Annotated in this window: 22 protein-coding genes; 13 read left to right on the top strand and 9 right to left on the bottom strand. The window is 68.6% G+C overall.

Going from position 1 to position 23,079, the window contains the following annotated elements:
- Window positions 1-186 precede the first annotated feature (186 nt).
- The 4 genes from NOW55_RS13415 (at window position 187) to hmgA (ending at window position 6,429) form a co-directional block, all read left to right on the top strand.
- Entirely contained in the window at window positions 187-1,011 is an 825-nt protein-coding gene (locus NOW55_RS13415) for an NAD(+)/NADH kinase (protein WP_256400621.1), read from the top strand.
- A gap of 66 nt (window positions 1,012-1,077) precedes the next feature.
- On the top strand, window positions 1,078-2,010 hold the full coding sequence (gene mptA / locus NOW55_RS13410; protein ID WP_256400620.1) for a GTP cyclohydrolase MptA: 933 nt from the start codon (window positions 1,078-1,080) through the stop codon (window positions 2,008-2,010).
- A 309-nt stretch (window positions 2,011-2,319) separates the two neighbouring features.
- Complete coding sequence (locus NOW55_RS13405) at window positions 2,320-5,178, top strand: vWA domain-containing protein (protein WP_438266576.1); 2,859 nt, start codon at window positions 2,320-2,322, stop codon at window positions 5,176-5,178.
- A gap of 39 nt (window positions 5,179-5,217) precedes the next feature.
- On the top strand, window positions 5,218-6,429 hold the full coding sequence (gene hmgA, locus NOW55_RS13400) for a hydroxymethylglutaryl-CoA reductase (NADPH) (protein WP_256400618.1): 1,212 nt from the start codon (window positions 5,218-5,220) through the stop codon (window positions 6,427-6,429).
- On the opposite strand, the gene NOW55_RS13395 is transcribed toward hmgA, so the two are convergent.
- From NOW55_RS13395 to NOW55_RS13385, 3 genes are read right to left on the bottom strand one after another with little or no spacing between them, the layout of a single operon-like run.
- A complete protein-coding gene (locus tag NOW55_RS13395) occupies window positions 6,430-6,783 on the bottom strand; it encodes a hypothetical protein (RefSeq protein WP_256400617.1) in 354 nt (117 codons plus the stop codon). It abuts the gene before it with no gap.
- A gap of 49 nt (window positions 6,784-6,832) precedes the next feature.
- Window positions 6,833-7,162 (bottom strand): hypothetical protein, encoded by a 330-nt coding sequence (locus NOW55_RS13390; RefSeq protein WP_256400616.1) that lies wholly within the window; start codon window positions 7,160-7,162, stop codon window positions 6,833-6,835.
- Window positions 7,159-7,680 carry a DUF5817 family protein gene (locus tag NOW55_RS13385; RefSeq protein ID WP_256400615.1) on the bottom strand — a complete coding sequence of 174 codons (522 nt, stop codon included), beginning with the start codon at window positions 7,678-7,680 and terminating at the stop codon, window positions 7,159-7,161. The genes NOW55_RS13390 and NOW55_RS13385 overlap by 4 nt, the downstream gene beginning before the upstream one ends.
- An 82-nt stretch (window positions 7,681-7,762) precedes the next feature.
- Between NOW55_RS13385 and NOW55_RS13380 the strand changes: the two genes are divergently transcribed.
- On the top strand, window positions 7,763-9,178 hold the full coding sequence (locus NOW55_RS13380) for a PAS domain-containing protein (RefSeq protein ID WP_256400614.1): 1,416 nt from the start codon (window positions 7,763-7,765) through the stop codon (window positions 9,176-9,178).
- 9 nt (window positions 9,179-9,187) lie between these two features.
- Here the strand turns inward: NOW55_RS13380 and NOW55_RS13375 are convergent, their stop codons facing one another.
- Together NOW55_RS13375 and icd are read right to left on the bottom strand one after the other, a co-directional pair.
- Window positions 9,188-9,565, bottom strand: coding sequence for a hypothetical protein (locus tag NOW55_RS13375; RefSeq protein WP_256400613.1), 378 nt, complete (start codon window positions 9,563-9,565; stop codon window positions 9,188-9,190).
- Window positions 9,566-9,836: 271 nt separating this feature from the next.
- Window positions 9,837-11,111 carry an isocitrate dehydrogenase (NADP(+)) gene (gene icd, locus NOW55_RS13370; protein ID WP_256400612.1) on the bottom strand — a complete coding sequence of 425 codons (1,275 nt, stop codon included), beginning with the start codon at window positions 11,109-11,111 and terminating at the stop codon, window positions 9,837-9,839.
- A gap of 179 nt (window positions 11,112-11,290) precedes the next feature.
- On the opposite strand from icd, the gene NOW55_RS13365 reads away from it, so the two are divergent.
- A complete protein-coding gene (locus tag NOW55_RS13365; RefSeq protein ID WP_256400611.1) occupies window positions 11,291-12,196 on the top strand; it encodes an isoaspartyl peptidase/L-asparaginase in 906 nt (301 codons plus the stop codon).
- Window positions 12,197-12,523: 327 nt separating this feature from the next.
- The gene (gene map, locus NOW55_RS13360) at window positions 12,524-13,426 is read left to right on the top strand and encodes a type II methionyl aminopeptidase (RefSeq protein WP_256400610.1); all 903 of its coding nucleotides are present in this window, start codon (window positions 12,524-12,526) and stop codon (window positions 13,424-13,426) included.
- 39 nt (window positions 13,427-13,465) lie between these two features.
- Here the strand turns inward: map and NOW55_RS13355 are convergent, their stop codons facing one another.
- Window positions 13,466-13,666: a DUF7835 family putative zinc beta-ribbon protein gene (locus NOW55_RS13355; protein ID WP_256400609.1), complete on the bottom strand. Its 201-nt coding sequence runs from the start codon at window positions 13,664-13,666 to the stop codon at window positions 13,466-13,468.
- Window positions 13,667-13,923: 257 nt separating this feature from the next.
- Here NOW55_RS13355 and NOW55_RS13350 point away from each other — a divergent pair, with 257 nt between their 5' ends.
- The 3 genes from NOW55_RS13350 to NOW55_RS13340 all read left to right on the top strand — a co-directional run bounded on the left by NOW55_RS13350 (window position 13,924) and on the right by NOW55_RS13340 (window position 15,878).
- Window positions 13,924-14,478 carry an HIT family protein gene (locus NOW55_RS13350; RefSeq protein WP_256400608.1) on the top strand — a complete coding sequence of 185 codons (555 nt, stop codon included), beginning with the start codon at window positions 13,924-13,926 and terminating at the stop codon, window positions 14,476-14,478.
- An 81-nt stretch (window positions 14,479-14,559) separates the two neighbouring features.
- On the top strand, window positions 14,560-15,483 hold the full coding sequence (locus NOW55_RS13345; protein WP_256400607.1) for a cation diffusion facilitator family transporter: 924 nt from the start codon (window positions 14,560-14,562) through the stop codon (window positions 15,481-15,483).
- 50 nt (window positions 15,484-15,533) lie between these two features.
- Window positions 15,534-15,878, top strand: a complete 345-nt coding sequence (locus tag NOW55_RS13340) for an avidin-fold protein (RefSeq protein WP_256400606.1) — start codon at window positions 15,534-15,536, stop codon at window positions 15,876-15,878.
- 91 nt (window positions 15,879-15,969) lie between these two features.
- Here NOW55_RS13340 and NOW55_RS13335 read toward each other — a convergent pair whose 3' ends face one another.
- Window positions 15,970-16,710, bottom strand: a complete 741-nt coding sequence (locus tag NOW55_RS13335) for a competence/damage-inducible protein A (protein WP_256400605.1) — start codon at window positions 16,708-16,710, stop codon at window positions 15,970-15,972.
- 33 nt (window positions 16,711-16,743) lie between these two features.
- Entirely contained in the window at window positions 16,744-18,000 is a 1,257-nt protein-coding gene (locus tag NOW55_RS13330) for a tRNA (N(6)-L-threonylcarbamoyladenosine(37)-C(2))-methylthiotransferase (RefSeq protein ID WP_256400604.1), read from the bottom strand.
- A 168-nt stretch (window positions 18,001-18,168) separates the two neighbouring features.
- Here NOW55_RS13330 and NOW55_RS13325 point away from each other — a divergent pair, with 168 nt between their 5' ends.
- Entirely contained in the window at window positions 18,169-20,085 is a 1,917-nt protein-coding gene (locus tag NOW55_RS13325) for a PGF-CTERM sorting domain-containing protein (protein ID WP_256400603.1), read from the top strand.
- Window positions 20,086-20,103: 18 nt separating this feature from the next.
- Here the strand turns inward: NOW55_RS13325 and deoC are convergent, their stop codons facing one another.
- Complete coding sequence (gene deoC / locus NOW55_RS13320; RefSeq protein ID WP_256400602.1) at window positions 20,104-20,745, bottom strand: deoxyribose-phosphate aldolase; 642 nt, start codon at window positions 20,743-20,745, stop codon at window positions 20,104-20,106.
- A 126-nt stretch (window positions 20,746-20,871) separates the two neighbouring features.
- On the opposite strand from deoC, the gene NOW55_RS13315 reads away from it, so the two are divergent.
- Both NOW55_RS13315 and NOW55_RS13310 read left to right on the top strand, forming a co-directional pair.
- A complete protein-coding gene (locus NOW55_RS13315) occupies window positions 20,872-21,999 on the top strand; it encodes an Ig-like domain-containing protein (RefSeq protein ID WP_256400601.1) in 1,128 nt (375 codons plus the stop codon).
- 99 nt (window positions 22,000-22,098) lie between these two features.
- Window positions 22,099-23,058, top strand: coding sequence for a ribose 1,5-bisphosphate isomerase (locus NOW55_RS13310; RefSeq protein WP_256400600.1), 960 nt, complete (start codon window positions 22,099-22,101; stop codon window positions 23,056-23,058).
- Window positions 23,059-23,079: the final 21 nt, after the last annotated feature.

Here is a 23,079-nt window from a genome sequence, read left to right as displayed (position 1 = left end):
GGGACGGCGCCGTGGGGTGCGGGGCGTCACCGTCGACGTGGGCGTCGAGGGGAACATCTGGGTGTGTGTCCGGCCGGTCGGCACGCTGCCGCCGGACGGTTCGTACAGCGCAAGCAAAGCCCTACATATAAATTAACCTTGTTGCCATCCGGAGGCTTTTATCCCCCGTCCCCGCTACCGTCGGGTATGAAGGTCGGCTTGGTCGCCCAGAAGGAGAACGCTCGCGCGGCCCGCCTCGCGGAGCGACTCCGCGGGATGCTCCGCGAGCAGGACGCGACGGTCGTCGTCGACACGGCGACGGCTGCGGCGCTCGACGTGCCCGGTGTGGAGCCGGCGGCGATGGACGACGCCGACCTCGCGGTGAGCATCGGCGGCGACGGGACGTTCCTCTTCACCGCCCGTGGCGTCGGCACCGTCCCCATCGTCGGCGTCAACCTCGGTGAAGTGGGGTTCCTGAACGCCGTCTCGCCCGGGGATGCAGTGGACGTGGTGCGCGAGGAGGTCGAGCGCTTCGAGTCCACGGGCAGGGTCCGGACTCGCGAGATGAGCCGCCTGCGTGCCCGTGGCGACGGCTGGGACCTCGACCCGGCGGTCAACGAGATCGTCGTCCAGGGCGCCCAGCGCGGCCACGGCAACGGCGGCGAGTTCGAGGTGCGCGTCGACGGCGAGCTGTACAGCGGCTCGGCGGCCGACGGCGTGCTCGTCGCCACGCCCGCCGGCAGCACCGCCTACAACATGAGCGAGGGCGGGCCGCTCGTCCGCCCCGAGGTCGACGCCGTGGTCGTCACCGAGATGTGCGCCGACGACCCGATGCCGTCGCTCGTCTCCGCCGCCGACAGCACCGTCACCGTGCGTATCGACGACGCCGAGATGGGCTACGTCATCAGCGACGGCCGCGCACAGCAGGAGCTGGAGCCGCCGACCACGGTCACCGTCGAGCGCGCCAGCGAGCCGGTCAGGCTGGCCGGACCGCCAAGCGAGTTCTTCAAGGCGCTCAACAAGCTCGACTGACCGCGATACGGGCAAACCCCCTGACTTTCGAAAGCACTAATCAACTCACGGCCCTACCCGGGGGCAATGAGTGAACAACTCCCCGACGTGCAGGCGTCGAGCCCCGACGTGACCGTCGGGCTGAGTCAGGTCGGCGTGACGGGCGTCGAGAAGCTTGTCAAGCTGGCCCGCCCGGACAAGCGTCCCATCGTACTGACGGCGGAGTTCGAGGTGTTCGTCGACCTCCCGTCGTGGCGCAAGGGCGCGGACATGTCCCGGAACATGGAGGTCATCGACGAGACGCTGGAGGCCGCGACCCGCGAGGAGGCCTACCGCGTCGAGGACGTCTGCGGCGACGCCGCCGAGCGGCTGCTCGCCAAGCACGACTACACGAGCAAGGCCGAGGTCCGCATGGAGGCTGAGCTGATGACCCGGGAGAAGACCCCGGAGTCGGACAAGGAGACCCAGTCGACCATCGACGTCATCGCCTCCGCGACCGCGACCGAGGAGGGTACCCGCGAGGAGATCGGTGCCCGCGTCGTCGGGATGACGGTCTGTCCCTGCTCGCAGGGGATGTCCACCGCCCGCGCCCGCCGCGTGCTCGACGACCTCGGTGTCGACGACGACACCGCCGAGGCGTTCCTCGACGAGGTGCCCCAGCCGGGCCACTCCCAGCGCGGCCACGCCACGCTGACCGTCGAGAGCGAGGACGCCCCCGAGGTCGACCTGATGAACCTCGTCGACGTGGCTCGCGACGCCATGTCGGCGCGCATCTACAACCTCGCGAAGCGCCCCGACGAGGACCACATGACCTACCACTCCCACGCCAACGCGAAGTTCGTCGAGGACTGCGTGCGCTCGATGGCTGAGGACGTGGTGACGGAGTTCCCGGACCTGCCCGACGACGCCGTCGTGACGATGAAACAGTCGAACGACGAGTCCATCCACCAGCACAACGCGCACGCCGAGCGCATCGTCGAGATGGGGTCGCTGCGGGGCGAGGTCGACGGCGCGAACTGAGTTCTTCGACGCCGGGCTCGCACTCCTGACGAACGCCCAGCCCGCAAGACAGCCGACGACGAGCAGGTACACCGGCCCCCAGCAGAGCGTCTCGACGCACTCGTCTCGGCGCTCGGTCGGACCTTCTCGGCCGGCTCGCCGACTCCCTCTATCGATTGTCGAGCGAATAGCGGCACTATCTTTCTGCCCAGTCCCGTGATAGACCAGACTCGAAGGGAGGCTGTTTTCTGCCCGGCCAGCCTATTTTTTACACCCTAGACAATAGATTTAATATGTCTTCGGAGATACTATCTTGGAACGAGGTCGCACATGAGGGGACAAGGCACATCGACGGAGCGGGCAAGAGGCGTATCCGAGATCACAGGTGTGGTCCTGTTGTTCGGGATCGTCATCGCAGGGGCAGCGATACTGTTCGTCTCCGGAACGGCGGTGACGGAGACCATCCAGGACAACAACGAGGTCGAGTCGGCCGAGATCGCGATGTCGAACGTCGACAGCGAGCTCGGCTCGCTCTCGATGGCCGACTCTGGCACCGGACGGGAGCTCGACCTCGGCAGCATGTCGGCCAACGACGCCGTCATCAACCAGACCGGTCAGATACGCGTCAGCGTGAACGACCGGAACGCCTGTGCGGCGACGGTGCCGCTGACGGCGCTGGAGTACCACCACGACAGCGGCACGACCATCGTCTACGAGTCCGGCGCGGTCTGGCGTGCCGACGAGAACGGCGGCGTCTCCCAGCTCAGCGCCCCGGGCGTGCGATACCAGGAGCAGACCCTCCAGCTGAACCTCGTCAACCTCTCCGGGACCGTCGACGACTCGACTGTCGACGTCCAGAAGAACAGCACGCGCTCCGCGGCGATGTCCGAGGCGGTCCGTTCTCAGCTCTTCTCCGGTGCCTGTGGCAACCCCGACAGCTTCCGCAACCTCACTCTCTCGGTGACGAGCACGTACAACGAGGCGTGGCAGCGCCACCTCGAGGCCGAGTTCGGACAGAGTCAGGTCAGTCGAACCGGTCCCGAGACGGTCGCGGTCGAGATCCCGCGTTCGATGCTCCCGCCGGAGTACGACAACCGGCGGAACACGGTCGTCGACTTCGAGGACGGACGGCTCATGACCGGTCAGATCGTCTCCGAGGGCACCCTCGGTCTGGCGGCGGCCGGTCTCCCGAGCGGCGACGATGTGCTCGCGATAGACAAGGGCGAGGGCAACACCTACCAGAGCTCGCTCACCCTGCTCGGCGCCGCCAACGCGAACGCCTCCACCCAGGCGGTCGAGGAGAACACCCCCGGCGACCCCCTCGTCGGCTGGAACAACTCCACGGTGACGCTCACGGACGGCTCGACCGTCGAGCTCACCCACGAGGAGCCGATCTACGAGCAGCAGCAGCAGTGGAACAACTGGACCGAGGAGGTCCCCACGAACGAGACCCTCGAGATCGTCTTCGTGATGGACGAGTCCGGCTCGATGGCCGACGGCTCCAAGATGGAGGAGGCCCAGGCCGCGGCCCACGACTTCATCGAGGTGGTCGAGACGACCACCAACGGCACCGAGCCACGGTACAGCGTCGTCGGGTACACCTCGAACGCGGGCTGTTCGAACTGGTACCGGGACTACCATCGGGGTCAGTATCGGTACGTCTGCGAGGCACCGTCACCTGCGAACGTCGTGGAGCACCACCCGCTGAACACCGACGAGGCGGGTGCCCACGACGCCATCGACGGCCTCGAACCGCAGGGCAACACCCCGATCAGCCAGTCCATCGAGGAGGCGGCCAACATCCTCCAGAGCCAGGGCAACAGCTCGAACGAGCAGTTCGTCGTGCTCCTGACCGACGGTCAGCACAACGTCGACGACGACCCGAACGGCTACGTGCGCTGGCCCGACGAGGCGGCAGAACAGGAGATCCCGGACGGTGTGACCCTGCACAGCGTCGGGTTCGGTGAGCCGGACGACGAGATTCTCGAGGCCACCGCCCAGGCGACCACCGGCGGCGAGTACTACCCGGTCTCGGACTCGGACGACCTCAGCGAAACGTTCGAGGAGATCGCCGAGAACGTCAGTACCCGCACCGTGTACCACAACGAGAGCTACAACGAGACGGTGCTCGTCGGCGTCGAGGAGACCACCGAGACGGTCTCGGTGTCCAACACCAGCCAGTTCGACGTGAACTTCTCGACGACCCGGACGCTCACCGAGGCGGAGGCGGAGAACCTCTCGGTCGGCGAAACCGTCTGGGTGAACGGCACCGGCTCGCTCACCATCGACGAGAACGAGACCGTGTCCATGGAGTTCACCGTCCAACGGTTCGACGAGGCGTCGAACTCGACGTACACGACGACGGTGTCCAGACCCGTGGAGTTCTCCTACGAGGACACGCTCACCGGAGAGGTGAACGACACGGTGACCCTCGAGAACCGCCACCTCGACACCGACACGACGTACCAGCACTACCTGCTGCATCCGCAGGCGACACTCAGCGTCGAGACGGACGGCAGTACGACGACGCTCTGGGACGGGCGGAACCTGAACAACTGGACCGCAGACGGCGTCAGCCTCGACTCGTTCGCGAGCGAGGAGTTCGCGCTCGTCGACGGCGCGGAGACGGACTTCCAGCCGACGTTCCGCGAGTGCGTCGCGAACGAGACGACCGGCGGCGTGGTCACCATCGGCGGGACGGACTACCAGCAGACCTACTGTACGGCTGCCGGGAGCACGATACTGGGTGACGGGGAGAAGGAGGTCCACATCTACGGCAACGACACGCAGATACTCGCCAACTCCAGTCTCGCGTGGCAGGAGTCGGTCAGGGAGATGCTCGACACGCCGGACGGGCAGTACTACCGGGAGACGCCGAGCGGGGACCTCTACACCGACCTGCCCTGTGACAACCAGGCGGTCGTCGTCGTGGAGTCGACGGACAACGAGACCCAGAGCGACGCGAACAACATGGTGTTCCTCGCGGAGGTCGGCCGCTGTGCGGAGGACGTCGAGATGAGTTACCTCGTCGGCGTGGACGTGAGCGTGGTCTCCACGACGGAGAACTCCACGCGCGTCGTCGCCGGGCCGCCGGTGGCCAGCGTCGACGCCGGCCCGCTGCTGTCGGCTGACGCGTCCACGCGGTCGACGGCGGTCGTCCGCGCACCGACCCGCGAGCGCGCGGCCTGAACCGACAACCGTTAAGCGGTATCGGGTGCGAGTGCCGGTATGACAGACCCGGCGACGCTCGCCGACCGCGTTCGAGCGGGCGAACTGCGGCTCCACGAACTCGAAGCGCACGCCGACCACGACACCGCCGCGGCAGCGCGCAGACTCGTTCTCGAGGCCGAGACCGACGCCGACCTCTCGACGACCGGCAGCTACGCGTTCGACGCCGAGGTCGCGGACTCGGCCATCGAGAACATGTTCGGCGCGACGCAGATGCCGGTCGGCGTCGCCGGCCCTGTGACCGTCGACGGTGGGGCGGCCGACGGCGAGTACTACCTGCCGCTGGCGACGACGGAGGGGGCGCTCGTCGCCTCGGTGAACCGCGGGCTGTCGGTCATCGAGTCGGCGGGCGGGGCGGAGGCCCGCGTGACGAAGTCGGGGATGACGCGCGCACCGGTGTTCCGGACCGGTGGTATCGTGGAGTCCGCCGAGGTCGTCGAGTGGGTGCGTGAGCACGAGGCCGAACTCGCGGCGGCGGCGGAGTCGACGACGAACCACGGGGAGCTGCTGGACGTGACGCCGTACGTCGTCGGCGACTCGGTGTACCTCCGGTTCCGCTACGACACGAAGGACGCGATGGGGATGAACATGGCCGCCATCGCGACGGAGGCGGCCTGCGAGGTCGTCGAGGCCGAGACACCGGCCGAACTCGTCGCGCTCTCGGGCAACCTCTGTACGGACAAGAAGCCGGCGGCGATCAACGCCGTCGAGGGACGCGGCCGGTCGGTCACGGCGGACGTGCTCATTCCGGACGACGTCGTCGAGGAGCGCCTGCACACGACGGCGGCGGCCATCGCGGAGGCGAACACGCGCAAGAACCTCGTCGGGAGCGCGAAGGCGGGTTCGCTCGGTTTCAACGCTCACGCTGCGAACGTCGTCGCGGCGTCGTTCATCGCGACCGGTCAGGACCCCGCGCAGGTCGTCGAGGGGTCGAACGCCATCACGACGGCCGAGGAGCGCGAGGACGGGCTCTACCTCTCCGTCTCGCTGGCCTCGCTGGAGCTCGGCACCGTCGGTGGCGGGACGAAGCTGCCGACGCAGTCGGAGGCGCTGGAGCTGGTCGGCCTCACCGGCGGCGGCGACCCGCCGGGAGCGAACGGCGACGCGCTGGCGGAGGTCATCGCGGCCGGTGCGCTCGCGGGCGAGCTGTCGCTGCTGGCGGCGCTCGCGTCGAACCACCTCGCGTCGGCCCACGAGGAGCTGGGCCGGTAGTCAGCGCCGTTCGAGCGTCCGGCGAGGGTCCACCCGGCCGACGAGCGCGCCGCCGCCGACGACCGCCGCGGCGGCGAGGACGGCGGGGGAGACGCCGAGGAGCAGCGGGGTCGCCACGCCGACGCCGACCGCGAACTCCGCGAGCCCGCGGCGGCCGCCACGTTTTCTGACCGTTCGGACCGCGCCGAGACCGAAGGCTGCGAGGCAGCACAGGCCTGCGAGGGGGGCGACCTCGAAAGCGGCACCGGCGACGAGTACCGTGCCATCGCTGCCGCGGCCGACGATGACGAGGGCAAACAGCGTCGCGACGAACTGCGCGCCGACGACGGCGAGACCGACCGTCCGGTCGTTCATGTGCGGAGCTAGCCGGCGGTGGACAAGAGCCTGCTGGCAGGGGCGGGTGTCAGCGCTGCCGTCGCAGTCCGTCAGCCAGCGCGAGGCACGCGCCGAGGACGACGGCGATGCCGAACAGGAGTCCGGCCTCGCTTCCGAGTGCGGTGGCCCCGAAGACGACCGCGAAGCCGACGCCGGGGACCGCGTGGGCGACGCCGACGAACCACCGGCCGCGGGAGAGGAACAGCACGCCGCCGAGCGAGAGCCCCACAGCGAGCACGCCGACCGAGACCGCGACCGGGCCGAGCGCGACGGGGCCGACCAGCGGTTCGGCGAACAGCAGGAGCCCGGCCAGTCCGACGAGCGTCCCGACGGCGTAGCGGGGGCGGTCGTGGCTCACAGCAGGCGGTATTGCCCCCGGCTCTCGGTGACCTCGCCGCGGCGGGCGAGCTTCGTCAGCGCGCGTTCGACGTAGTCGGCGGGGACGCCGCGTTCCTCGGCGTAGGCGACGACCTCCTCCTCGGTCGGTGCGTCGAGGTCGCGGAGGGCGTTCTCGACCGTCTCCTTCCGGCTGGTCGAGCCACGGGCCTCGGTGGCGCTGTCGCCCGCCTCGGTGACCCGGTCGACGTCGAGTCCCGACGCCTCGAGGAACTCGTCGTCGTCGAGCACGCCGTCGGCCACGTCGTCCTCGAGCTCGGCGAACGAGTCGACCTGGGCGAACGCGTCGCCCTCGCCTTGCCGGTTCGCGAGCATCGAGGCACGCACCTCGCGGGCGTGGTCGAGGTCGTCCGTCTCGACGAACGATCGGACCTTCGAGAACTGCTTGCGAGCGCCACAGGTGCCACAGCGTGTGGTCTCGGGCCGCCCCTCGACGATCCGCAACGCGCTGCAGTCGCTACACCCGACCACGTGGTACATATCCGGCACTGGGGTCTCGTCCGATTTGAACCTTCGTCTCGTCGGGCACAGGGCTGAAGGTGTCCGCGTTCGTGGTCGCTGTATGAACAGTCCGTCGTTCGCCGCGCGCGTCCCGTCCTGGACACCGAAGCCGGACGTGGACGACGAGTCGTCCGTGCTCGTGGTCGCAGCGGACGGCGACGGGGACGTGTCCACGCTCGCGCGGACCGACGGCCTCGACGTCGTCCGGGTAGACGGCCTCGACGCGGTGTCGACTGCGCTGGCCGACGGGGCCGTCGACTGCGTCGTTCACGCCGACGGGTCGGACGTGCCCGCCGTGACCGAGACCCTGCAGGTGGTCCGGGACGTGAGTGCGACGCCGTACGTGCTCTACGCCCGCGAGCCGGACGTGGCGACGGTGGACGAGGTGCTGATGCAGTCGGGAACCGCGTACGTTCCACGGCGCGGGAGGGACGCCGCGGCGCGGCTCCTCTCCCAGATCCGGCGGTTGACCTCGGAGCGCTCGCTGCGGCAGGCCCTCGAGCTGCGCGAGCGGGCGCTCGACCAGGCGACGGTCGGCATCACGGTGGCCGATGCCGACGAGTCGCTGGTGTTCGTGAACGAGGGGTTCGCCGAGCTGACCGGCTACGACGCCGACGAGGTCGTCGGGGTCAACTGTCGGTTCCTCCAGGGGGAGGGCACCGACGAGGGGACGGTCGCGGAGATACGGGCTGCCCTCGACGCCGGCGAGCCGATCTCGACGGTCGTCAGGAACTACCGGAAGGACGGCACGCCGTTCTGGAACCAGCTGGACATCACGCCGGTCGACGACGGTTCGGGGACGGTCACCCACTACTTCGGGTTCCAGCAGGACGTGACCGAACGGGTCGAGCTCCAGGAGCGTCTGCGCGACCGCAACGAGCGGCTCGACGAGTTCGCGGAGGTGGTCAGCCACGACCTCCGTGGGCCGCTCTCGGTCGCCCAGGGGTATCTCGACGGGCTGGAGGACGAACGGGTCGACGCGGCGGCCGACGCGCTCGACCGGATGGAGCGGCTCATCGAGGACGTGCTGACGCTGGCACGCGAGGGTCGCTCGCGAGCCGAGACGGAGCCGGTCTCCCTCGAGGCGGTCGCGACACGCGCCTGGACGACCGCGGAGACGGGCGACCTCGACGTGGAACTCGGTGACGGCCTCGGGACGGTCGAGGCGGACCCGGAGCGGCTCCAGACGCTGTTCGAGAACCTGTTCCGGAACGTGGTCGACCACGCGCCGGGTGCGACGACGGTTCGCGTCGAGGCGACGGACGCCGGGTTCGCGGTCGTCGACGACGGACAGGGCATCGACCCGACGGTCGCGGACTCCCTGTTCGAGCAGGGTATCACGACGGACGACGACGGGACGGGCTTCGGGCTCGCCATCGTCTCGACGGTCGCGGAGGCGCACGGCTGGTCGGTGGCTGCCTGCTCGGGTGAGAACGGTGGGGCGCGGTTCGAGGTCGACTGCACCGGCGGTGCCTGACGCCGGCGGTCACCCGAACATCGGCCCCGTCGCGAACGACGGCCCGTCGTCGTCATCGTCCGAGTCGTCCGTCGACTGGTCGGACTCGGTCGCTCGCGGTTCACCGCCGTCGGCGGCGGCCGCTGCCTCGGCTCGTCGCTGTTCGGCGAGCTCCTCGGCGCGTCGGTCCTTGTGGGCGGCGAGGTCGCGGGCGTACGTCGCGATGGCGCGTTTCGTCTCGGCGCTCTGCATCACGAACACCTCCGTGATGTACTTCGGAACCTCGGTCGAACGGGCGCGCTGTGCCTCGTACGCCACGATGTCACGCAACGTCTCTGGGTCGTGCTCCTCGAAGTGCTCGACGACGAAGTCCGGCACCTGTTCGGATGGTCTGGGGGGAGATGCCATACCACATGGATGTGGTCACTAATAGAAATAAGTTCTAGTTATTTCACGAACGTCTGATAGTACGTTCGACGCTCCGTGAATCCGGGGGACCGCGGCGGGATGGCTTCGAGACGGCCGCCGAACGGTTCGTGGCACGGGTCCGCCGCACCGACCAGCTGTTGGAAAAACAACAACTGTCGGGTTTCGGATCATCACCCGCCGGGTTCGATGCACGTCGTGACGACGACGATAGAAAACCGGGGCTGCGAGACGGTGGTGGCGCGAGCTGTGTCTACGAGAGCGTCTCGATGTTCGCGACGATCTCCTCGGCGTACTCCGTGGTCGAGAGCTTCTCGCCGCCCTCGATCTGGCGCTCGAGGTCGTAGGTGACCTTGCCGCTGGAGATGGTCTGCTCGACGGCGTCGCGGATGAGCGCGCCGGTGTCCTCCCAGCCCATGTACTCGAACATCAGGCGGCCGGAGAGGATGAGCGCGGTCGGGTTGGCCATGTTCTGGCCCGCGCGCTTCGGCGCGCTGCCGTGGACGGGCTCTGCGAGACAGCGACCCTCACCGAAGTTCGCGCCGGGCGCGATGCCGAGGCCGCCGATCTGTGCGCCCGCGGCGTCGGAGAGGTAGTCGCCGTTGAGGTTCGGCATCGCGAGGACGTCGAACTCGTCGGTGCGGAGCTGCATCCACTGGAGCATCGCGTCGGCGAGGCGCTCCTCGACCATGACGGCGTCCTCCGGGATGTCGACCTCGTCCTGCTCCTCCCAGAGCGAGTCGGGTGCGGCGAAGACCTCGTCGTCGGGGTACTCCTCCTCGGCGACCTCCATGCCCCAGGTGCCGAACTGTCCCTCGGTGAACTTCATGATGTTGCCCTTGTGGACGAGCGTGACCGTGTCGCGGTCGTTCTCGATGGCGTAGTCGATGGCCTCGCGGACGAGGCGCTTGCTGCCCTTCTCGGAGATCGGCTTCAGGCCGAGGCCGATGGGGCCCTCGTGCATGATGCCGTCCATGCCCATCTCCTCTTCGACGAACTCGCGGACCTGCTCGACCGCCTCGGTGCCCTGCTCCCACTCGATGCCGGCGTAGACGTCCTCGGTGTTCTCGCGGAACGTCACCATGTCCATCTCCTCGGGTGCCTTCATGGGGGACGGGACACCGTCGAGGTAGTACGTCGGGCGGACGTTCGCGTAGAGGTCGAGCGTCTGGCGGAGCGCGACGTTCAGGCTGCGGAAGCCGGCACCGACGGGTGTCGTGAGCGGGCCCTTGATGGCGACGCGGTGGTCGCGGATGGCGTCGACGGTCTCGTCGGGGAGGTTGACGTCCTCGCCGTAGATCTCTCGGGCGGACTCGCCGGCGTACACCTCCATCCAGTGGACTTTGCGTCCGGTCGCCGCGGCGGCGGCGTCGAGAACCTTCTGGGCGGCGGGACCGACGTCCTTCCCGATGCCGTCACCGTGGAGAATCGGGATGATGGGCTCGTCCGGAACGGACAGCTCCTCGCCGTCGGCCGTGATCTTCTCGCCCTCGTCGGGTATCTCGATATGCTCGTAGTCGGAGCTCATTGTCACCTGAAGCGACGAACAGTGCGGGTAAAAGGCCTGCCATTTGCCGCTGGGCGGCAAGTATCGCGGCCCGACCGGCGGTCGGGTCGCCACGTCTCCGGTCCGATGTCTCCGCGGCTATCCACGGTGGCTGCTCCCGACCACCCGCACTTTTGGGGTCCCCCGCGGAACGCCCGTCCATGCAGGTCATCGTTCACGGTGGTGCGGGCGGAGTTCCAGACGACCCCGAACCCCGACAGGCAGTGCTCGACGAGGCAGCGGAGCGCGGCGCGGCGGCCACGACACCGCTCGACGCGGTCGAGCACGCGGTGCGCGTCCTCGAGTCCTCGCCCCGGTTCAACGCGGGTGTCGGTGCGTGTGCGCAGTCCGACGGCATCCTCCGGACCGACGCGGGCGTCATGACCGACGACCGGTCGGTCGGCGCGGCGGCCTCGATGCCGGGCGTCGAGGCGGCGGTGAGCGTGGCGCGCTCGGTGCTCGAGGAGACGCCCCACATCCTGCTCTCGGGTGTCCACGCTGTCGACTTCGCCGCCGCGCAGGATATCGACGCCGAGGTCGACCTCTGGACCGAGAGCACACGCGGGCGGTTCGCCGACGCTGACGTGCCCGACGGCGACATGGCGGCACAGGCCCGCTGGGTCGCGGAGACGTTCGGTGGCTCGACGGCGGACCCCGACGCGGAACAGGAGGACGCCGGCGCACCCGCGGGGAAGGACCACGATACCGTGGGTGCCGTCGCGCGGGACGGCGAGGAGTTCGCCGCCGCGACCTCGACGGGCGGGCGCTGGCTCGCGCTCGCGGGCCGGGTCGGCGACGTGCCACAGGTCGGGAGCGGGTTCTACTGCTCCCCGGCGGGCGGCGCGAGCGCGACCGGCGCTGGCGAGGACATCGCCCGGGTGACGCTCTCGCGACGTGCGGTGCGCTACCTGGAGGCGGGGCTGGACGCCCAGGCCGCGGCGGACCGCGCCATCGACGAGTTCGGCGAGCTGACGGGTGCCTCGGCAGGTGTCATCGTCGCCGACCACGAGGGAACGGGTGCGGCGTACAACAGCGAGGGGATGCAGACGGCGGTCGTCCGGGAGTAGGGTTCGACGACCGCCGATACCGACGACGGCTGGCGGTCATCCGTGGATTTACGACCAACTTACCCCCGGTAACTGCCGATTGTTCGACGACTGTCGTAGCGTAGCTTTATGACCGTCGAAGTAGTTCCACCTTCCATGCTCGAACAGGTACAACACGGCCGCACACGGCAGTGTCCAGAGTGTCAGACAACGACAGTGAACGTCCAGGGGGTCGACGCCTGCCCACGCTGTAACTGGATCGACCGGTAGGGCCGCGGGGGGTGGAGCGATTCACGACGTGGGCGGCGGATGCGCAACCTCTTTTTCCGACGTGCGCGAAGGGCGCGTATGAGCGAGCCCGAGGTCGATCTTGACGCCGAGAAGTACGAGAAGCACCGCGAGGCCGGACGCATCCTCGCACAGGTGCGCGACGAGGCTGCCGACCGACTGGAGGTCGGGACGGGCTACCTGGAGATCTCGGAGTGGGCCGAGGACCGCATCCGCGAACTCGGCGGCACGCCCGCGTTCCCCGTGAACGTGAGTGTCGACGAGGAGGCCGCCCACGGCGCGGCCGGGCCGGGCGACGAGCGCACCGTCGGCGAGGAGATGGTGAAGCTCGACATCGGGGTCCACATCGACGGCTGGCTCGCGGACACGGCGATCACCGTCGACTTCAGCGGCAACCCGGAGCTCGTCGAGGCCGCCGAGGAGGCGCTCGACGCGGCGCTCGAAACCGTCGAGCCGGGTGTCGAAACCGGCACCATCGGGGCGGCCATCGAGGAGGTCATCGACGGCTACGGCTACAACCCCGTGGTGAACCTCACCGGGCACGGACTGGGCCACTGGGAACAGCACGTCAGCCCGAACATCCCGAACCGGGCGGTGAAGCAGGGGACGACCCTCGAGGTCGGCGACGTGGTCGCCATCGAACCGTTCGCGACGGACGGCTCCGGTAAGGTATCGGAGGGCCAGCAGGAGGAGATCTACTCGCTGGAGCGCGAGGCGTCGGTCCGCGACCGGAACGCGCGCAAGGCGCTCGAACAGATCACCGAGGAGTTCCAGACGCTGCCGTTCGCGACGCGCTGGCTCGACGTCTCCCGGCCGAACATGGCGCTGCGGCGGCTCAAATCACAGAACATCGTCCACGGCTACCCGGTGCTCAAGGAGGACGACGGCAAGCTGGTCAGCCAGAAGGAACACACGATAATCGTCACCGAGGATGGATGCGAAGTGACGACGGCGTCGGAGTGACGCCGCCGTCGGATACCGTTGGCCGCGGTCCTGTCACCGTCAGGCGTTGTTCATGCGCTGGCTCTCGCGGGTCCCGCACTGCTGGCACTCCGTGACGCGGTAGGGTTCCCGGGAGAACTGGGAGTTCTCTTTCTTCGTGCTCTCCGTGACGAGCTGGACGGACACCTGGTGGATGGTGTCGCTGCCGCAGCTGTCACAGTGTTCGGTCCGCCCGTCGATTGAGTTGTCAGTCGTCGCCATCCAAACAGTGAGTGGTCACCTGGTGGTATAAAAAGAGCCGACCGTTCAGCACCGAAAACTAACCGAAACTGATTGTTGTTGGTATCTGAGTAGTTGGTAACTAATTATGGCGTAACCGGTCGTTTACCGGGCGAACTATCGGTGCTTGTAGTCCCGAAACCGGGTCTTGAACCCGGTATTGCGGCCCTTTCATGTCAGGTCGGTAGAGTGGTGGCGGGGTTCGTGGGATTCAATGCCTCCCCGGCCGGACTCGCACCATGGACCAGGTGTTCGCGCCGTGGCGCATCGACTGGGTCGAACGCGACGGCACCGATGACATCGACGGCTGCCCCTTCTGTGAACTCCCCGACCGGGACGCCGACCGCGAGTACCGCATCGTCGCCCGGAACGAGGCTGCGTTCGTCATCCTGAACAACTACCCGTACAATCCGGGCCACGCGATGGTCATCCCGTACGAGCACACCGGGGATTTCCGGGACCTCGACGACGAGACGCTGCTGGCACATGGACGGCTGAAGCAGCGCACGTTCGACGCGCTCGACGAGGCGATGGGCCCGGACGGCTACAACGCCGGGCTGAACCTCGGCGGCGGCGCGGCAGGCGGCTCCATCGACGACCACCTCCACACCCACGTCGTCCCGCGGTGGCAGGGCGATACGAACTTCATGCCGGTCGTCGGCGACACGAAGGTCATCGTCGAGGCGGTCTCGGAGACCTACGAGCGGCTGCACGAGGCGTTTGCCGCACAGGACGGCGCGGTCGTCGACGGCGACGAGACGGCGGTGCTGTTCCCCGAGGACGGCTCCGAGTGACCCACCGCTCGTCGCTCACATCCGCTTGCCCTCCCTCGAAACAGTCCTTCTAAGTACCGGCCGACCGACTACTCGTCACGAATGGACGACCGCCGACAGACCGTCCGCCGGGTCGGAGCCGTCGTGCTGCTCGCCAACGTCGCGCTGGCGCTGGCGAAGGGCGCGGTGTACGTCGAGAGCGGGAGTCTCGCGGTCGGCTCCGAGGCGGTCAACAGCCTCTCGGACTCCGTCTACAGCCTCGTCGTCCTCGTCGGGCTCTACCTGACGACCCAGCCGCCGGACTTCGAGCACCCTCACGGCCACGAGCGCATCGAGCCGTTCGTCTCGCTGTTCGTCGCCGCCGGTATCTTCGCCGCCGGTGTCCTCGTCTTCTGGCAGTCGAGCACCACGCTGCTGGCCGGTGACATCGCCGTCCACGCGACGCCGGCCGGTATCGGCGTGCTCGCGGGCTCCGCTGTGCTCAAGATCGGGCTCTACCGCTACTGTCTGACACGGGGCTCGGACGCGAACTCCCCGGCGCTGGTCGCAACGGCGCTCGACAACCGCAACGACGTGCTCACGGCGCTGGCTGCACTCGTCGGCGTCCTCGGTTCGGCCGCGGGCTACCCGGTGCTCGACCCGCTGGCGGCCGCGCTCGTCTCGCTCGGTATCCTCTGGACGGGCGTCGAGATCGTCCGCGACAACGTCAACTACCTCGTCGGCGGCGCGCCGCCGGACGACCTGCGTGCGGAGATCGTCGAACGTGCCACTGCCCATCCCGAGGTCGAGGGCGTCCACGACGTCGTCGCCCACTACGTCGGCCCGGAGATCGACGTGAGCCTCCACATCGAGGTCGAGGGCGACCGGACCCTGTTCGAGGCCCACGACATCGAGAGCGACGTGGTGCAGGCCATCCAGGAACTCCCCGAGGTCGACGACGTGTTCGTCCACATCGACCCGAAGGAACTCGGCGAGTGGAAGGAGGACGAGGAGGCGGAGCGACTGGTCGGCAACTCCGGGGAGTGACTGGTTGCGGCTCCCCGAACAGTTAGATGCGCTCCCCCGGTTGTCCGGGTATGACCGACGAACTCTCGCTCGACGGGCGCACGCTCGTCGGCGTCGCGAACGACGAATCGGGCGAGGTCAGCGCCGACACCCGGTTCGAGTTCGAACAGGACGGCGACCGAATCCACGCTCACTACGCGGGCGGCACCATCGTCGAGGGGCACCTCGTCGGCACGCTCGCGGACGGTCGCTGGGACATCCGCTACGTCCAGCTCCACGCGGACGGCGAGACGGCGACTGGACACTCCGTCGGCACCGTGACCCTCCTCGACGACGGACGCGTCCGGGTCGACGACGAGTGGGAGTGGGAGTCGAAGGAGGGGCGCGGTGCGTCGGTGCTGGAGGAAGTGGAGTAGGGCGACAGGGGAGGACCCACGACGGGTCCCCCGGCGAACTGCTGCCGGACACAGGCCGACTGTCGCTGCCCCGGTCCACGCCACCGTCCCGCTACTCCGGCGGCTCGCAGGTCTCGACGTGGTCCCGGAGCCACGCGACTGCCGCAGCGACCGCGTCCGGGTCCGACCCCGACACTCGGATCCGCCCCGGTTCGTCGACCGGTGCGGGGTAGCTCCCGACGGCCACGTCGAACCGCTCGCGAACCACACCGAGCGCGCCGCCGAGTGCGCCCTCCGGTGTCGGCGTGTACACCGTCTCGCTGGTCCGGTCGCCGGCGAACTCGTCGGCGACGACGGCGAACATCGCCCGCATCTCTTCGGGGATGCCTGGCAGGACGTAGACGTTCGCGACGACACAGCCGGGGGCCCAGCTCTCGTCGGTCACCAGCGTGCGGGCCCCCTCGGGGAGCGACGCCACCGCGTCGAAGTCCACGTCGAACTCGTAGTCGGCGGCGAGGTCGGGGTTCGCCTCGCGGAAGGCCTCGGCCCGCCGTACCAATCGCTCGCGCTGGTCCTCGCGGACGACCATCGGCCGGTCGAACGCCCGGGCGACGGCCTCGACGGTCACGTCGTCGGGCGTGCCGCCGATGCCGCCGGTGACGACGACGGCGTCGAACCCCGCGGAGAACTCGCGGACCCACTCGGCGATGACCGCCTCGTCGTCGGGCACCGTGAGGATGCGTGTGACGGTGACGCCGCGCCCGGTCAGCTCCTCGGCGAGCCACGCGGCGTTCGTGTTCGTCGTCTCGCCGGCGAGCACCTCGTCGCCGACGGTCAGGATGGCGACCTGCATCAGACTGGACCTCCCATCAGGCTGGACCCCACATCAGACCGGCGTCCCGAAGGCGTAGACGGTGTTCTGCCCGGTCACCTCGAGGTCGACGAAGTCGCCGGGTTCGAGGCCGTGCTCGGTGGCGTTCCGGACGATGATCTGCCGGTACGCCGAGTCGCGGCACTTCACCGAGTCGCCGGTCCCCTGCTCGACGACGAGGCAGTCCGTCTTCGTCTCGCCGACCATCGCCGCGTAGGCGTCGCCGACGACCGCCATCTTCAGCTCGGACATCGCCTTCGAGCGGTCCTTCTTCGTCTGCCCGCCCAGGCCCTTCATCTCGGCGGCGTCGGTGCCGGGGCGCTTCGAGAACCGCGTGACGTTGATCTTCTCGGGGCGCGTCTCGCGCAGCAGCGCCATGCTCTGTGCGTGGTCGGCCTCTGTCTCGGTGGGGAAGCCGACGATGAAGTCCGTGCTGAGTGTCCAGTAGTCGAGCGCGTCGTCGAACGCCTCGACGACCTCCAGGTACTCCGAGACCTGGTGCTGGCGGCGCATGTCGCCGAGCACGTCGTCGCTCCCGGACTGCACCGGCGCGTGGAGGAAGTCGTACAGCTCGTCGTGTTCGGCGAACACGGCGGCCAGCTCCTCGCGGATGCCGTGGACGCCCTTCGGGTTCGCCATGCCGACGCGGACGCGGAACTCGCCGTCTATCTCTGTGCAGATGCGGTCGAGCAGCGTGTGCAGCTTGCGCTCGCCCGTGTCCCAGCCGTAGACACCGGTGTCCTGCCCGGTGATGCGGAGCTCCCTCGCGCCGGCGTGGACCAGCGCGCGTGCCTTCTCGAGGTTCTCCTCGACCGACGGCGACTCGATCTTGCCCGTCGCCTGCTTCGTGATACAGTACGAGCAGTCGCTCATGCAGCCCCGGGCGATGGGGAGGATACCGACGACGCCGTCGAGCACCGGCTCCACGCCGGGGCCGGGCGTCGGGCACTCGCCGTTCGTGACAGCGGTCGGCACGTCGTCCCAGTGGAGGATCTGGGCGTCGACCGCCTCGTCGCGGAACTCCTCGCCCTGGGCCAGCGCCATGCAGCCCGTGACGATGAGGTCCGCCGTCTCCGATTCGAGTTCTTTGGCCCGACGGAGCATGTTCCGCTCCGTCTTCTCGACTACCGTACAGGTGTTCAGTATCGCGACGTCGGCCTGCTCGGGGCCGTCGACGCGGTAGTGTCCCGCGTCGCGGAGCGCCGACTCGATCTGTCGGCTCTCACCCCGGTTGGAGGTACAGCCGTACGTCTCGATGTGGTATCGGGCCATTCCTACCATCTGTTGCCGGTGCGCGTTCAAAAGCGCGACGATAGGGCGCGCACGTCGGTGTGCCTGGGGTTCTCGTGCAGCAACATTCCGTGGGGTTCTTGCGGCAGTTTCACACTCTGAAACCAAGGCGATGGGGTTATAACATCTCAGTTGCAACACATGATTGCTATGCGAACACACAGCCGCGCACTCCTCGCACTCGCGCTCGCCGCCCTGCTCGTCACGAGCACGGTCGGCGCAGTCGCGGTGGGGGGCTCCTCGCTGTCCGCCCTGAACGACACGCAGGAGCAAGACGACCTGGAATCGGCAGACGAAATCTACGTCGAGGACGACGGTGACGCCGTCCTCGTCTACCGCGACGACACGAGCGGCTCCGGCACCGGCCACTACGGTGCCGACCTCTCCGAGGGCCTGTTCCACGTGTTCCTCAACGACACGATGGACGAGGCACCCGAGGACAACGTCTCCGGCGACGCCTCGTTCGAACTCACGCCCGAGTCCATGACGGGCGACGGTTCGTTCGCCATGGACACGCCCGACTCCATCGAGGACCTCTCCTTCGATGCCTCGGCCGAGCAGACCCGCGAGAACGCCCAGGGCTCCGTCTCGTTCGACGGGACGTTCACCAGCGAGTCCGGGACGGCCTCGACGGGCACCTCGATGGTCGAGTCCCTCTCGACCGAGGGCTCGATGACGACGACCGGGAGCACGTTCTCGACCGACGGCTCCGTCAGCGCGACGTTCTCCGAGGACCCCGGCGTCGACGAGATGCAGTTCGCGTTCACGCTCGAGGAGCGCGAGGACAGCTACGTCCTCTCCGGCGAGCAGGACTACGTCGTCGGCTCCTACAGCGCCGACTCGTGGAACACCCGCGAGAGCGCCCGTCGGAGCCTCGAGTCGCAGTTCGGGCTCGTCGCCCGCCAGCTCGACGGTGATGTCTCCGTCACCGTCGAGTCGCACTCGTTCGACAGCGACACCAACCGGGTCGATATGGCCTACACGGTCGAGTTCACCGGCGTGGACGAGGCCGTCTCCGAGCAGCTGACGACCTCCCTCGCCTCCTCCCAGCAGATGAACCTCTCGGAGAGCGAGGCCGAGGAACTCGCCGAGCGGATCCAGTCCGTCGAGCTGACCGAGCTCTCCGCGTCCGTCGACGTGACGAGCGAGGAGGCCAGCGCGAGCTGGTCGGTCCAGATCGACGACTACGACGAGGCCTCGCTCGCGATGCTCGACATCATGGCGGCCTCCGAGATGAGCAGCGAGCAGCTGAACCTCGAGGAGAGCCGTGCACGCATCGAGGCCCAGTCCGCAGCCGACCTCCAGCGGACGTACACCTGGAGCGGCTCGGTCTCATCGCCCGACGGGAACACCGCGGAGGTCGAGTTCTCCGCCGACTACGGGACCGAGAACTGGGCGACCTACGTCGAGGAGCTCGAGAGCCGGGGCGTCGAGTGGTCCGGCAGCACCGAGTTCTCCGCGAGCGCCCGGACCGAGAACGGCGAGCTGACCGCGGAGATGTCCGCCACCTTCGCCCAGGAGGAACTCGTGAGCGGTGCCATCGACAGCATGCTCCAGTCGAGCGAGGGCACCGGGAGCGACCAGTCCCGCGCCATGCTCGAGGCGTTCCAGCAGTCCGAGTTCGAGACGGCCAAGATGGACGTCTCGATGGAGGACCGCACCGTCACCTTCGAGGCCGGCGCGAGCTTCGACAACGTCTCCGCCTTCCGCGACGTGCTGGAGGAGGAGTACGGCGATGACATCAACGTCGCCAGTGCCTACGGCGAGATGGACGACGGCGAGTCCGTGAGCTACGTCCGACTCTCCGGTGCCGTCTCCGGCGACGCCAGCGAGTCCGACGTGCGCGAGCTCGCGGTCGTCGGCGACGAGACGGAGGTCTTCATGCCCGGCGACTGGGACCCCGACGAGAGGGAGTTCCCCGAGATGGACACCCAGGAGGCACGGAACTATCTGAACGTCGACGACGACGGCGGTGGCCTGCTCGGCGGCATGCCCGGCTTCGGTCCGGCCGTCGCGCTCGTCGCGCTCGTCGCACTCGCACTGTTCGGCCGCCGTCGCGCCGAATAAGGAAGCGCCGCCCTCCGTCTACTCGCTTTCTTCGAAGTCCTCGACGATAGCGACGCCGCTGGACGCGCCGATTCGCACCGCGCCGGCGTCGAACATCGCCTTCGCCTCCGCCCACGAGCCGACACCGCCGCTCGCCTTCACGGGGAGGTACTCGCTCATCAGCTCGACGTCCGCGACCTCCGCGCCGCCGTCGGCGAAGCCGGTCGAGGTCTTCACCATCTCGGCGTCGGCGTCCGCGGCGGCCTTGCAGGCGGCGTGCTTCTCGTCCGCCGTCAGCAGCGCCGTCTCGATGATGACCTTCACCGGCACCGGCACCGCGGCGACCAGCTCCTCCAGCTCGTCGTGGACCGCGCCCGCGTTCCCACTCTTCAGCCGGCCGACGTTGATGACCACGTCCAGCTCGTCCGCGCCGTTGTCCCAGGCATCGACGCCCTCGTCGCGCTTCACCTCGGGCGTGTTGTTGCCGTGCGGGAAGCCGATGACCGTCGCGACGGTCACGTCGGGTGCGTAGTCGTTGGCCTCCTCGACGTAGCACGGCGGGATGCAGGCGTTCATCCCGTACTCGGCGGCCTCGTCGAGGACGCGCTCGACGTCGTCCAGCGTCGTCTCCGGGCCGAGCACTGTGTGGTCGATGCTCGCGGCGAACTCTTCGCGGTTCATGGCTCCCCGTTGTGGGCCAGGGGGTATAGTAGTCGCCGGTCGTCGGTCGGCAACGGTCCCGTCAACGTGGTCGCCTGCCCCTCGCAGCGACCCAAAGCATTTGTATCCTTATTCGAACATGTCCGTATGCAACTGCCCTCCCGCCGTGCGCTCCTCTCCACGGTCGGTGGTGGTCTCTCGGGAGCACTGGCCGGCTGTCTCGACCGGGACCGAACCGGTACCGAGGCTGCCGAGACATCGACGGGAACCGCCACCGCCCGTCCCACGGCGACCGAACCGCTCCAGACGGCCATCACGGACGGGGCGCTGGATGCGCACGTCAGCGTCCACAACGACGGAGACGCACCGGCGACCGTGACGGCCGAACTCCGCCGCGACGGCACGGTCGTCGACGAACGGACGCGGGACGTGAACGACGGCGTCGTCGCGTTGCTCTTCTCGGTCCCGGAACCGGGGTCGTACACAGTCTCGGCGAGCCTTGATGCCGGCGGCAGCGCGACCCACGACTGGCGGGTCGAGGCGGGGTATCGGGGGTCGCTCACCGTGCAGGTCGATGGTTCGGGCGAGCCATCCTTCGAGGAGACGCTGGTCGACCGCGCCTGCGCGACCGGCGAGGGGACGACGACGTCGCTCCCGTACTCGATACCCGACGCGCCGGAGACGCACACGCGCGGCCGAGCCGAACTAGCGAACGAGTCTGGGGACCCGGTCACGGTGACGCTCGCCGTTGCCCACGACTCGCTGACCTTCTTCGAGTGTACCTACGAACTCGACGCGGACCAGACCGTCGCCGTCGAGGGGCTGACCGCAACCGCCGGGGAGTACACCGTCGATGTCGATGTAGAAACTGGCGGCCGAACCGTCTCGCGCTGGCGTATTCCACCGGACTACGCCTGGCCGCTGCTCAGCATCACCGTCCCCGCTGAAGGCAATCCGCTCGTCGGGTGTGGTGAGGGAGGAGACGTACAGGTCGCGGTCGACAACGCGACGGACTCGGCCGTGGCGGCGACGCTGGCGCTGGAACGCGACGGTCAGACGGTCGGCGAGCAGTCGCTCGACCTCCCGGCTGGCGGTTCGGAGGACATCGCGCTCTCGACGCCTGTCGGTGACTTCTACTCGCTGGTCGTCACGGCGGACACCGGGACCGCATCCGCGGCGGTCGTCAGGTGCTACTGCTACAGGTCCGTCAGGACGGGCGTCACGCTCGATGCGGGCAGGCCGCGAATCGACACGGGCGTCCGGCGCTGTACCTGAACTGCCTGTGCCCGGAACCGTCCGTCTTCCTCTATCGCACTCCCGAGACACCGCTTCGCGCCGCGCCATTTTTGTGTCGTGGCGGTCGAGTTGAAGGATATGACCGACGTACATCCGGACGTTGCCGACATCGCCGACGACATCGCCACGATGGAGATCCGCGGTGCGGCGGCCATCGCGAACGCGGCCGCCGGGGCGCTCGCGACCCAGGCCCGCGAGTCCGACGCGAACTCGCCCGCGGCGTTCCGCGGGGAGCTCAGGCAGGCGGCGAAGACGCTGTACGAGACGCGACCGACGGCGGTGAGCCTGCCGAACGCGCTCCGGTTCGTGATGGCGGACGTGTCAGGCGACACCGTCGCGGAGTTGCAGGAGTCGGCGGTTGCCAGCGCCGAGGCGTTCCAGCGCGAGCTCGACCAGGCACAGGAGCGCCTCGGCGAGGTCGGCGCGAACCGCCTTCGCGACGGCGACGTGGTGATGACCCACTGCCACTCGACGGACGCGTTATCGTGCGTGAAGGCGGCGCTCGATCAGGGCAAGCACATCGAGGCCATCGTGAAGGAGACCCGCCCGCGCAAGCAGGGCCACATCACCGCCGAGGAACTGCGCGAGTGGGGCGTCCCCGTCACGCTCGTCGTCGACAGCGCGGCGCGCCGCTACCTCGACCGTGTCGACCACGTGGTCGTCGGCGCGGACTCCATCGCTGCCGACGGGAGCGTCATCAACAAGATCGGTACGTCGGGGCTGGCGGTGAACGCCCGGGACCGCGGCGTCCCCATCATGGTCGGCGCACAGACCATCAAGCTCCACCCGGACACGCTGACGGGCCACACCGTCGAGATCGAGATGCGCGACGAGTCGGAGGTCCTCGGCGGGGCCGAGCGCGAGCGCATCCAGGGCGACCCCGACGGCTTCACCGTCGAGAACCCGGCGTTCGACGTGACGCCGCCGCGATACGTCGACGCCATCGTCACCGAGCGCGGACAGTTCCCACCCGAGAGCATCGTCGTGCTCATGCGCGAACTGTTCGGCCGCGACACGGACCGCCCGTGGGAGGCGTGAACGGCAGGCAGCGCGTCGGTG

The sequence above is a fragment of the Haloarchaeobius litoreus genome (genome assembly GCF_024495425.1).
Classification (GTDB): domain Archaea; phylum Halobacteriota; class Halobacteria; order Halobacteriales; family Natrialbaceae; genus Haloarchaeobius; species Haloarchaeobius litoreus.
Note: the sequence above shows the minus strand (reverse complement) of the source record. Positions and strands in the feature narration are given on the sequence as shown.

Excerpts from the sequence above, each read along its gene's own strand:
- NOW55_RS13375 (WP_256400613.1), bottom strand. The coding sequence starts at position 9,565 with ATGGCATCTCCCCCCAGACCATCCGAACAGGTGCCGGACTTCGTCGTC.
- NOW55_RS13315 (WP_256400601.1), top strand. The coding sequence starts at position 20,872 with ATGCAACTGCCCTCCCGCCGTGCGCTCCTCTCCACGGTCGGTGGTGGT.
- deoC (WP_256400602.1), bottom strand. The coding sequence starts at position 20,745 with ATGAACCGCGAAGAGTTCGCCGCGAGCATCGACCACACAGTGCTCGGC.
- NOW55_RS13385 (WP_256400615.1), bottom strand. The coding sequence starts at position 7,680 with ATGTACCACGTGGTCGGGTGTAGCGACTGCAGCGCGTTGCGGATCGTC.
- NOW55_RS13325 (WP_256400603.1), top strand. The coding sequence starts at position 18,169 with ATGCGAACACACAGCCGCGCACTCCTCGCACTCGCGCTCGCCGCCCTG.
- NOW55_RS13345 (WP_256400607.1), top strand. The coding sequence starts at position 14,560 with ATGGACGACCGCCGACAGACCGTCCGCCGGGTCGGAGCCGTCGTGCTG.
- NOW55_RS13355 (WP_256400609.1), bottom strand. The coding sequence starts at position 13,666 with ATGGCGACGACTGACAACTCAATCGACGGGCGGACCGAACACTGTGAC.
- NOW55_RS13405 (WP_438266576.1), top strand. The coding sequence starts at position 2,320 with ATGAGGGGACAAGGCACATCGACGGAGCGGGCAAGAGGCGTATCCGAG.
- NOW55_RS13380 (WP_256400614.1), top strand. The coding sequence starts at position 7,763 with ATGAACAGTCCGTCGTTCGCCGCGCGCGTCCCGTCCTGGACACCGAAG.
- NOW55_RS13335 (WP_256400605.1), bottom strand. The coding sequence starts at position 16,710 with ATGCAGGTCGCCATCCTGACCGTCGGCGACGAGGTGCTCGCCGGCGAG.
- NOW55_RS13340 (WP_256400606.1), top strand. The coding sequence starts at position 15,534 with ATGACCGACGAACTCTCGCTCGACGGGCGCACGCTCGTCGGCGTCGCG.
- NOW55_RS13415 (WP_256400621.1), top strand. The coding sequence starts at position 187 with ATGAAGGTCGGCTTGGTCGCCCAGAAGGAGAACGCTCGCGCGGCCCGC.
- NOW55_RS13395 (WP_256400617.1), bottom strand. The coding sequence starts at position 6,783 with ATGAACGACCGGACGGTCGGTCTCGCCGTCGTCGGCGCGCAGTTCGTC.
- NOW55_RS13310 (WP_256400600.1), top strand. The coding sequence starts at position 22,099 with ATGACCGACGTACATCCGGACGTTGCCGACATCGCCGACGACATCGCC.
- NOW55_RS13350 (WP_256400608.1), top strand. The coding sequence starts at position 13,924 with ATGGACCAGGTGTTCGCGCCGTGGCGCATCGACTGGGTCGAACGCGAC.
- NOW55_RS13365 (WP_256400611.1), top strand. The coding sequence starts at position 11,291 with ATGCAGGTCATCGTTCACGGTGGTGCGGGCGGAGTTCCAGACGACCCC.
- hmgA (WP_256400618.1), top strand. The coding sequence starts at position 5,218 with ATGACAGACCCGGCGACGCTCGCCGACCGCGTTCGAGCGGGCGAACTG.
- mptA (WP_256400620.1), top strand. The coding sequence starts at position 1,078 with ATGAGTGAACAACTCCCCGACGTGCAGGCGTCGAGCCCCGACGTGACC.
- NOW55_RS13330 (WP_256400604.1), bottom strand. The coding sequence starts at position 18,000 with ATGGCCCGATACCACATCGAGACGTACGGCTGTACCTCCAACCGGGGT.
- icd (WP_256400612.1), bottom strand. The coding sequence starts at position 11,111 with ATGAGCTCCGACTACGAGCATATCGAGATACCCGACGAGGGCGAGAAG.
- map (WP_256400610.1), top strand. The coding sequence starts at position 12,524 with ATGAGCGAGCCCGAGGTCGATCTTGACGCCGAGAAGTACGAGAAGCAC.